The sequence below is a fragment of the Spirulina sp. LEGE 11439 genome, assembly GCF_059821285.1.
Window position 1 is genome coordinate 81625 of sequence record NZ_JCAMRX010000025.1, and the last position, 6351, is coordinate 87975.

Annotated in this window: 9 protein-coding genes; 1 reads left to right on the forward strand and 8 read right to left on the reverse strand. The window is 44.3% G+C overall.

Annotation, left to right across the window (positions count from 1 at the left end):
* Positions 1–18: 18 nt before the first annotated feature.
* The 4 genes from murQ to yidD form a co-directional block, all read right to left on the reverse strand.
* Positions 19–927 (reverse strand): N-acetylmuramic acid 6-phosphate etherase, encoded by a 909-nt coding sequence (gene murQ / locus AC6RV6_RS17020; RefSeq protein ID WP_500242072.1) that lies wholly within the window; start codon positions 925–927, stop codon positions 19–21.
* Between the two features lie 26 nt (positions 928–953).
* Complete coding sequence (locus tag AC6RV6_RS17025; protein ID WP_500242073.1) at positions 954–1373, reverse strand: DUF3110 domain-containing protein; 420 nt, start codon at positions 1371–1373, stop codon at positions 954–956.
* A gap of 80 nt (positions 1374–1453) precedes the next feature.
* Positions 1454–2164, reverse strand: a complete 711-nt coding sequence (locus AC6RV6_RS17030; RefSeq protein ID WP_500242083.1) for a M15 family metallopeptidase — start codon at positions 2162–2164, stop codon at positions 1454–1456.
* Positions 2161–2478, reverse strand: coding sequence for a membrane protein insertion efficiency factor YidD (gene yidD, locus AC6RV6_RS17035; RefSeq protein WP_500242074.1), 318 nt, complete (start codon positions 2476–2478; stop codon positions 2161–2163). The genes AC6RV6_RS17030 and yidD overlap by 4 nt, the downstream gene beginning before the upstream one ends.
* Positions 2479–2526: 48 nt before the next feature.
* Between yidD and AC6RV6_RS17040 the strand changes: the two genes are divergently transcribed.
* Positions 2527–3270, forward strand: a complete 744-nt coding sequence (locus AC6RV6_RS17040; RefSeq protein ID WP_500242075.1) for a diacylglycerol/polyprenol kinase family protein — start codon at positions 2527–2529, stop codon at positions 3268–3270.
* Between the two features lie 59 nt (positions 3271–3329).
* On the opposite strand, the gene AC6RV6_RS17045 is transcribed toward AC6RV6_RS17040, so the two are convergent.
* The 4 genes from AC6RV6_RS17045 to AC6RV6_RS17060 all read right to left on the reverse strand — a co-directional run.
* A complete protein-coding gene (locus tag AC6RV6_RS17045) occupies positions 3330–4625 on the reverse strand; it encodes a tetratricopeptide repeat protein (RefSeq protein WP_500242076.1) in 1296 nt (431 codons plus the stop codon).
* Between the two features lie 36 nt (positions 4626–4661).
* Positions 4662–5054, reverse strand: a complete 393-nt coding sequence (locus AC6RV6_RS17050) for an ACP S-malonyltransferase (RefSeq protein WP_500242077.1) — start codon at positions 5052–5054, stop codon at positions 4662–4664.
* Between the two features lie 33 nt (positions 5055–5087).
* Positions 5088–5477: a DUF433 domain-containing protein gene (locus AC6RV6_RS17055; RefSeq protein ID WP_500242078.1), complete on the reverse strand. Its 390-nt coding sequence runs from the start codon at positions 5475–5477 to the stop codon at positions 5088–5090.
* 168 nt (positions 5478–5645) lie between these two features.
* Positions 5646–6351 (reverse strand): WD40 repeat domain-containing protein (locus AC6RV6_RS17060; protein ID WP_500242079.1); only part of this gene is annotated, 706 nt, incomplete at its 5' end.

Below are 6351 nucleotides of genomic sequence, written 5' to 3' on the forward strand. Positions count from 1 at the left end.
TTGGTTATTGGTTATTGGTTATTGGTTAATTGATTCTAATGCTTTTCTGAGATTGCCTTGAGAGGCCTCTAGTAATTGATTTCCTTCCTCGGAACTGACTTCACCCCAGTGCATCAATAACGCGAGTTTAACTTTTTTGCCGCTCCGATCTAAGAGTTTTTCGGCTTCTTCGCGATCGATCTCGGCCAGATCTTGGAGAATGCGAAGGGCGCGATCGCGTAATTTTTGATTGGTAACGGAAACATCAATCATGCGATTACCATAGGTTTTCCCCAATTTAACCATGACCGCCGTCGAGAGGATATTTAAAGCTAATTTGGTGACGGTTCCCGCTTTCAACCGCGTCGATCCCGCCAATACTTCCGGCCCGACCAATAAGCGTAAATCGACATCGACTTCAATGGGGACTTGTGAAGCGGGAACGCAGGCGAGAAACATGGTGGTTGCTCCTCGTTGGTTGGCTTCTGCGATCGCTCCACGAACAAAAGGCGTAGTTCCACCGGCAGTAATTCCCAAAACGACATCGTTTTCATTCACTTCCGCTTGAATGATTTCCTTCGCACCATCTTCGCTGCGATCTTCTAAGGCTTCGGAACTTTTCACCAAAGCTGACGCTCCTCCAGCGAGAATGCCCTGTACCAGTTCGGGAGGAGTGCAGAAGGTGGGGGGACATTCTGCTGCGTCCAGTACCCCCAAACGCCCGCTCGTACCCGCTCCCACGTAAAATAATCGCCCTCCGCGAGAGAGTGAGGCCGCCGTCAAATCGATCCCTCGAGCGAGTTCGGTTCTGGCTGCCGCGATCGCCTCTAGTGTTTTGCGATCTTCTTGATTGAACAAATCTACCAACTCCAAGCTGGTGAGACGATCCAAGTTTTGCGAGTTGGGGTTGATCTGCTCGGTTAGCAGATGTCCGCGAGATTCTAGCATTGATAACGGGTGGGGTAATAGCTTTATTAATTGCCAAAGAGTTTTTCTAATGCGCGACGTTTGGCTTCGATTTCATCATCGAGCATTTCTTGTTCTTCCGCTTCTGAGGTGGAAACTGAAGGTGGAGTATCTTCAGCATCCCATGTCATATCCTCTATGGTTGTTTCTGGGGGCATTAACCACTCTCTTTCTGTATTCCCCTCTTCAATAATTTTCCACTCGTAACCGGCATCGCGACAGAATTCTTCAATTTCTTCGGCGGGAAAGGCTTCAATTGTTAGTGAAGGAAAATCTTGTGCCTCTAACATGAGGGCATAGCGGGTTGCATCGTCTTCCGACTCGAACATCAGGACAGTTTGACGATCGCCAATTTGTAGCGAATGGATTCCTTCGCGATCGGGGCCAGCATTAATCAGCAGGACATAAATTCGTTTGGGGGCAAGCATGGCAACTTAGGGTCTTAACAGTCTTTATAAGTTATTTTCCTACAAAATTGGGGAAGCAGTCATGGCAATCGCAAAAAAAATTATTGTTCCCATCGTCCATATCTTGCTGCGATCGGGTCTTTGGGCTGTTTTTGATTATACTGCAATGCCCAGATTTGATCCCCAACGGAAAAATGCCACCATTCCCTCGGATGGCGACAAAATCCCCTCGAGGCCATGACTTGATTTAAAATTTCTCGGTTCTGATGATATCTCTTTTCGGCGAGGGTTTGAGCGTTTTGATAATGGTGGGGATGCGATCGCGCGGAAACTTCATCAATGGGAGAACCCATATCAATTTTTTCCCCTTGTTCGTTAGTTAAAGTCACGTCGATCGCGGCTCCGGTACTGTGGGGGGGAGGAGTGGCGGGATTATCGCTGGGAACAGCCCAAAATTGGTAGACTTCTTGCCAAAGTCGATCTTTTTGTTGGCTTGATAAATCAAGTAGATTTAACTTTCTTTCGGTCAAGAGAGATTGAAAGGTATAGTCCACCATAAATTGCTGTACGGCGATCGGGCGATAGGCATCAAAGATGGCAATACGCCAACCTCGATAATTTTGTTGTAAATTCTTTTGCGCTTCTTGAAGGGCATTGAGAACGCCTTGACGCAGATAATAAGGAGATTTGCCTTGATAGTCTGCCCCCAATTTAACGTAGGGATGGGGAGATTCTATGGCAAACTGCTCTAAAGGAATGGGGACTAAAGGTTCGCGGCATTCTTGGATGGGGATTTTTTGATAGGGTTTCATCGATCGCGTTTCTTGGCTTTGGCGTTCCATTGGGATAAGTTCCCATTATCCTGCATTGAACCCCGCGATCGCATTTTTCCTTTGCGTTGCCGCATTTCTTCTAACGTGGGGACGGGATCTACGCCTCCGGGATGGAAGGGGTTGCAGCGTATAATGCGACAGAGTGCCAGTCTTCCGCCTTGTAATGCACCAAAGCGAGCGATCGCTTCAAGGGCGTATTGAGAACAGGAGGGATAAAAACGACAACTTGGAGGCAAAATTGGCGAAATTAAAAGTTTATAACCTTTAATCAGCCAGATTAATACGGTTTTCATTTGGGGTAAGCTAGGAAGCGAATATGATATTGCATTGGGATTATTAAATTGTTTCTTGCTTTATTGGCTTGGCGATCGCTGCCATTATTATCGGTTTCATCCCGCTTTGTTTCCCTTGGCGCATCGATCGGTATTGTGGCTTTATATTTAGGGCTTCTATTGCTTATTTCCGAAGGGTTAAATCGGCTTGCAAAGACAGATGCAGAATTTACGCGTAAAGTCTTTCACATTGGCTCGGGTCAAGTGATTTTATTAGCTTGGTGGCTAAAAATTCCCGCTTGGTTAATTGGTATTGCGGCAATTTTTGCCAGCATTATTGCTATTATATCGTATTTTCTTCCTATTCTCCCCAGTATTAATAGTGTGGGGCGGAAAAGTTGGGGAACATTTTTTTATGCGGTGAGTATTGGCATTCTCGGAAGTTGGTTTTTCTCGCAGCAATTGCCGTATTATGCTGTTGTGGGAATTCTGATTATGGCATGGGGAGACGGTTTGGCTGCAATTATCGGACAGCGCTTTGGCAAGCATGGTTATAAAGTCTGGGGAATTCAGAAAAGCTGGGAAGGTTCTTTGACGATGTTGGGGGCGAGTTTTCTCGTTGTCGCGATTGTTTTAACGGGGGTTTATGGGGTTGTTTGGCCGGTTTTATTGGTTAGTTGGGGGGTTGCGATCGCGGCGACAGTTTTGGAAGGATTTTCCAAGTTCGGAATTGATAACCTCACGGTTCCTTTTGGAAGTGCCACTCTCGCATTTTATTTAGTCAATCTTTTATCAATGAACAATTATCAATAAACAATTACCAATGGGAGAATCGAGCATTAGAAGATAAATTTATTTTTCATTTCCGACGATCATTGACCTCGATCGCGTTCGATATCGTAAATCACTTTTTCTAGATACCAAAGCTCAGATTTTCCGGGATACTGATATTTAACTTGACTCAGCAAGCGTTCGGCAAGGGGCCAGTGACCGCCGACAAGGGTTAAAAGTCTCCGATGAGAGGAGTTGTACTGAAGGTAAGGTGTCGGAATATAAGGCATATTGGGACGTTCCGAAGCTGCCGATCGCGCAGGAAACCAGTGAAATTTTTTCAGGCCATTTAGGGCTTGTTGATAATTTGGCCAATCTTCTTTCTCGCAAAAACGATCGGCAGCTTGTTGATAATCCGCGATCGCGTTCTCTTTTTCTTCTAAATCCTTATAAACGTTAGCGCGAGCGAGATACACTTCTCCATTTTCGGGATCGAGTTCCAGCGATCGCGAATAATCCGCGATCGCGTCGCGATAATTTTGATTCGCATAATACACCTTTCCTCGCGCAGAAAACATCAGGGCGTTATTGGGTTCGATTTCTAAGGCACGGTTAAAGTCAGCGATCGCTCCCCTATTATCCCCCAGTTGAGCGCGCATTTTACCGCGATTGCGATAGGCAATGGCATCTTGAGGATTGAGTCGCAAGGCTTGATTGAAATCCGCGATCGCGCCGTGGCGATCGCCTCTCCTGCTCTTGAGAATACCGCGACAGCAATAGGCGCGGGCATCAAGAGAATCTAATTGTAACAACCAATCTAAATCTTGAATGGCTTGGCGATCGTCTCCTTTTTCTGCTCGCTCTAAAAGCTGTTGATAATATTCTTCAGATTTAAGGATAGGAGGAGGCGGTGGTGCAGGAGAAGGGGTTTTCGGTTTGAGCTTTTCGATTTGTTCCAAACAACGCTGACAGCCTTCCTTGTCTTTTTGAGCCAGATAGAGTTCCCCGGCTCGTTTAAAGCTCAGAATAGCCCCAGAAACATCCCCCATTTTACGGCGGATCGTTCCTCGCAATTGATGGGCTGAGGCGGCGTTATCTTTGAGACGCAGAGCGCATTCAATATCCTCTAGGGCACCGGGTAAATTTTTCAGGGCAACGCGTGCGATCGCGCGACTGTAGTAGGCTGAAAAATGATTGCGATCGCGAGAGATGGCTTGGGAATAGTCAAAACTGGCTTCATGTAATTCCCCCAAATCGAAATAAGCCATCCCTCGTTGATAATAAATATCGGCAAAATAAGGATTGAGTTGCAAGGCTTCGGTAAAAGCCGCGATTGCCCCTTGATAGTCCTTTTGACTGGCTTTTGCAAGTCCTTGTCGATAAAAATCTTGAGTCATTTCACTGTTTACTGATAACTGTTTATCGATAACTGTTCAGGGAATAAAAATTCGACCAACTCCCATATATTTTTCAATTTCTAGGGCGATCTCAATCAAGCGATCGATACAACTTTCGCGATAATGATATTCTTCGAGACGGCTGAGATTTTCAATGGTAATAGTAGGGAAAGAATTCTGAGTATTATCATTACGAATTTCTTGTTCGAGAGAATCTTGCCCTTTCCTATTTTGATGGCTGGTAAAGACAATGATTTTATGTTGGCGGGCATAATTCCACACGATGCGATCGCTGCTATCTTTTGCCAATCCAACCTCTTGAAAAGTCATAAACCGAATGGGCAGTAGTTCCAGCCAGCCTCGTCTTGCCAAACTGCCCAGTAATATAGAAGCGTAGCCGTCAAGAGTTGAATCAATTAAAACTATCATTAAAAGTTTTGCACTCGCAATGAATGACAATGATTAGGATTGGTACTGGGTTGCCCTTAAAATCCGTTGTGCTTTTTGTTCTTCGAGTTTTCCCCATAATGCTTCCTGACCGGATTTTTGGGGTATCTCTGCAATGAGAGAAAAATGATCGCGGTTTTTTTCTTCCCAATACTGATGAATTTCCTGACGAGTTTGCAAGACCTCTTGATATTCAGCACTCAGGCGATCGCGATTCTGGGCAATATAAGCTAAAGCTTCATGAATTTGTCCATCTGTCAAGTTTAAACGTTCGCGGATTAATAGGGGTGGATAGTCGGCCTCGAGCAAATCCAGAATCTCAAAGAGGGAAATTCGCGTTCCAGCAATTGTCAACCCTCGTTCCGTGGGGATAATGGGTAATAGATTATGTCCTAGTGCGATCATACTTTGTAGCGTTATGACATTTCTCTCTTTATTTTACCCCGATCGCTTCTCATTTTATCGCCATTCTTAACTCGTGTAATACATCAACTCATTCGCGATCGCATTTTTCCCAAAGATGATGAGAGAGATTACCGGCTCAATTTCCCAGTCTTATTTCTATTATTGCAGTTAAAAGCGATCGCAAAGGTTGCGATCGCTCTCGCTGACATTAGGATTATTCTGGAGATAACCTCGCACCCAATCACAACCTCTTTTCAGTAAATAATCGAGATTGAAATTAAGATTCGAGTCCCACACAATCAAAGTATTATCTTGGGTCACAGAAGCAATCTTTTGACCATTGGGACTCAGCCAAATACTTTTCAACCAATTTCCCGGTCCTCGTAAGTCTTTTAAATCATTTCCTTGTAAATCCCAATTCTTGACAGTACCATCAGTACTCGCTGAAGTAACCGTCTTGTCATCAGGACTAAAATAAATACTATTTACTTTATCATGATGCTTGGAAAAAATTTTGATTTTTTTCTCGTCAAGACTGCGAATTTGAATTGTTCCATTTCGCATTCCCAAGGCGATCGATTGACTATCCCAACTAAAGCAAAGACTTCTTGCACTTGCCCTAAATTTTTTCAATACATTTCCTTCACTACTCCAAATTCTGACAATATCATTAATACTAACAGAAGCAATTTTTTGACCATCCGGACTCCAAGAAATTTGTCGAATACCTTTGCGATCGTCGCTAAATGGAAGACATACTTCATGTTCCTCATCAAACGAACAACACTTTATTTCTCCATCCGCACTAGAAGAAAGAACGGGTCTACCGAACTTAGTATGTAAAACTAAGTTGAGAAAAGTGTATCTAAGCCAA

Excerpts from the sequence above, each read along its gene's own strand:
- AC6RV6_RS17025 (WP_500242073.1), bottom strand. The coding sequence starts at position 1,373 with ATGCTTGCCCCCAAACGAATTTATGTCCTGCTGATTAATGCTGGCCCC.
- AC6RV6_RS17030 (WP_500242083.1), bottom strand. The coding sequence starts at position 2,164 with ATGAAACCCTATCAAAAAATCCCCATCCAAGAATGCCGCGAACCTTTA.
- AC6RV6_RS17050 (WP_500242077.1), bottom strand. The coding sequence starts at position 5,054 with ATGATAGTTTTAATTGATTCAACTCTTGACGGCTACGCTTCTATATTA.
- AC6RV6_RS17045 (WP_500242076.1), bottom strand. The coding sequence starts at position 4,625 with ATGACTCAAGATTTTTATCGACAAGGACTTGCAAAAGCCAGTCAAAAG.
- AC6RV6_RS17055 (WP_500242078.1), bottom strand. The coding sequence starts at position 5,477 with ATGATCGCACTAGGACATAATCTATTACCCATTATCCCCACGGAACGA.
- yidD (WP_500242074.1), bottom strand. The coding sequence starts at position 2,478 with ATGAAAACCGTATTAATCTGGCTGATTAAAGGTTATAAACTTTTAATT.
- murQ (WP_500242072.1), bottom strand. The coding sequence starts at position 927 with ATGCTAGAATCTCGCGGACATCTGCTAACCGAGCAGATCAACCCCAAC.